The following is a 2,172-nucleotide window of genomic DNA, read 5'->3' on the forward strand; positions in this document are numbered from 1 at the left end:
GATTTTTGAATATCTTTTTTGCCTGGTCTGAACATGGGATAACCTCCAACAAGTTATTCTATACCTATTATAACGAATTGTTCAGTCTAGTTGGTGGGATTTTTGACCTTTTTGGGTGAGAACCTAAATATTATATCTATATAGATTGATATTCTTATTATTAAATAAGGTTTAAGAATAGCGGAAAGGAGATGCTTAAATGGATTATGCATTGGTCAAGGAACAAGGTGTTACATTTGCAGTTGTTGTAGTAAAGAGTAGGATATTGAATAATCCTAATTTAAGAGATGAATCTCTTCAGTCATTCCAAAAATATTTTCCAGGAGTTCCTCTTATCTTAATGGCTCAAGACACCCGGGGCAAACCTAAGTATTACGGTCGTAATGATATTGTTAACTTTTTATCAAAGGTTAATTATCGTCGTCTACCATGGAAACGTAAGCAAGTATGATTTTACAACTTTGAGAAAGCTTTATAAGAGTGCTAATAATAACCATATGAACTTTCTGACATGCTGTAGAAGTTTTTTATCAGAGAAGTTGAATTAGATGTCATTAACAGATGCTTATAGAAATTTATAAGAATTTTCAGCAGGCAAAGTCAGCATTGATGTTAAAGGGTAGTCCAGAAGAGGACACACCGAAACTTTATGTAAAATCCTAAATTGATAGTGATAAAATAAAACTAGTTCAGTCATAGAAAACAGTAGTAATAGGTATTTCCTCACCTAAATCAGCCCCCTGATAACTCATTTAGTCCTATTATCCTGGAAAGGGTTGGTTTGTCAATAACTATTTACCAGGACAAAGGTCGATTTTCAGGCGTGCTTGAAAATAGCTGGACAGTAGATCTGGTCCATTTTTACCTTCAAGAATATCCTGTACTATCTTCAATTTAAAATCAGCACTTTTATATAGATTCAACCAGAAACTTTTAATAATTAAACAGTGGGTTCTGGAAATGATAATACCGAATGATATGTATTGGAGGATTTATAGACAAAATAATTTGTTAATGGGATAATACGCCTAATGATATGTAAATAATAGAAGGGGATGTAACGTAGTGAAGCTGTAATTGGTGTTAAAGAGAAGGAAAATATATTAGAGCAAAAAGATTTTGATGGTTGTTCCTTTGAAGCGTTTCTGGAAAATATAGGTCTTAATGTTAATGGGTATTTTAGCTCCAACCGAGATATAAATGAGTTTGAAATGTTTGTTGAAGTACATATTGAGCAAGAAAAACGTCTTGAAAATGAAGGTTTGCCATGTGGAATCGTTACTGGGATTGCTGGACCTGTTTGGATAGAGTTTACATTTAATGGTGAAGCAGGATATGCCGGCAACACACCTATGAATGATCGTCGTGACGCACTTGTTGCAGCAAGTAAATTTGTTTCTGAATTAAAAAAACTTCCACCACATTTTAGCAAATCAGCCGTTGCAACAGTTGGCAAGTTGTATGTTGAACCAAACGGTGTCAATGTTATTCCTGGGAAAGTAACGTTGTATGTTGATGTCAGGGATACTTTCAATCAGTCTCGAAATGAGCTTGTAGTAGCAATCATCTCACTTGGGAAGACGGTTGCACACAAACATCATGTTGAAATAACGTATGAAGAAAACCTACGAGTTGCAGCGACACCAATTGCTAAAGAAACTCAACAGTTTCTTGCTTAAGTGTTTCAAGAAAAACAAATAAAACCTTACTATCTGCCTAGTGGTGCAGGTCATGATGCAATGGTATTCGGTAAGAAACTACCGAGTGCAATGATTTTTGTGAAAAGTAAAGCTGGAATCAGCCATAATCCCCAAGAATGGACGGACTTAAATGACTGTATTCAAACAGTGCATGTTTTAAAAAGATTTATAGAAAATTTGCAAAGAAAATAAGGGACCGAAAACGTCCCCTTTAGCTTGGTTAGTTATTTCTGTTTGATATTCCTCTATTCTAATTGGAATACAGCATCAAGTAGATGTTAAATTCTAAACTAATAGATTTATAAGAGTATTAAAATTAAATAAAATTTAGAAAAAGATATCGTACTTAAATTGCAATAGTAAATGCAACACCCCCTGTGAAACCGCTATATAAGGTTTTTCTGTAATTTGTTGGTGTTGGGGCCTAGGCCCCAACACCAACAAATTTTGCGAACGCTTCGGCTGGGGTTTG

Annotated in this window: 3 protein-coding genes; all 3 read left to right on the plus strand. The window is 34.6% G+C overall.

Translation table 11 applies throughout. The features are described from left to right. The first annotated feature begins 199 nt into the window (after positions 1 to 199). The 3 genes from ACDX78_RS23110 (at position 200) to ACDX78_RS23120 (ending at position 1,892) form a co-directional block, all read left to right on the plus strand. The gene (locus tag ACDX78_RS23110; protein WP_486031199.1) at positions 200 to 451 is read left to right on the plus strand and encodes a hypothetical protein; all 252 of its coding nucleotides are present in this window, start codon (positions 200 to 202) and stop codon (positions 449 to 451) included. 760 nt (positions 452 to 1,211) lie between these two features. Further along, positions 1,212 to 1,679 (plus strand): peptidase dimerization domain-containing protein, encoded by a 468-nt coding sequence (locus tag ACDX78_RS23115; protein WP_486031200.1) that lies wholly within the window; start codon positions 1,212 to 1,214, stop codon positions 1,677 to 1,679. Then, positions 1,680 to 1,892, plus strand: coding sequence for a M20/M25/M40 family metallo-hydrolase (locus ACDX78_RS23120; RefSeq protein ID WP_486031202.1), 213 nt, complete (start codon positions 1,680 to 1,682; stop codon positions 1,890 to 1,892). It begins immediately after the preceding gene. Positions 1,893 to 2,172: the final 280 nt, after the last annotated feature.

Origin of the sequence: Virgibacillus oceani (genome assembly GCF_041521345.1) — a bacterium.
Taxonomy (GTDB): Bacteria; Bacillota; Bacilli; order Bacillales; family Amphibacillaceae; genus Virgibacillus_N; species Virgibacillus_N oceani_A.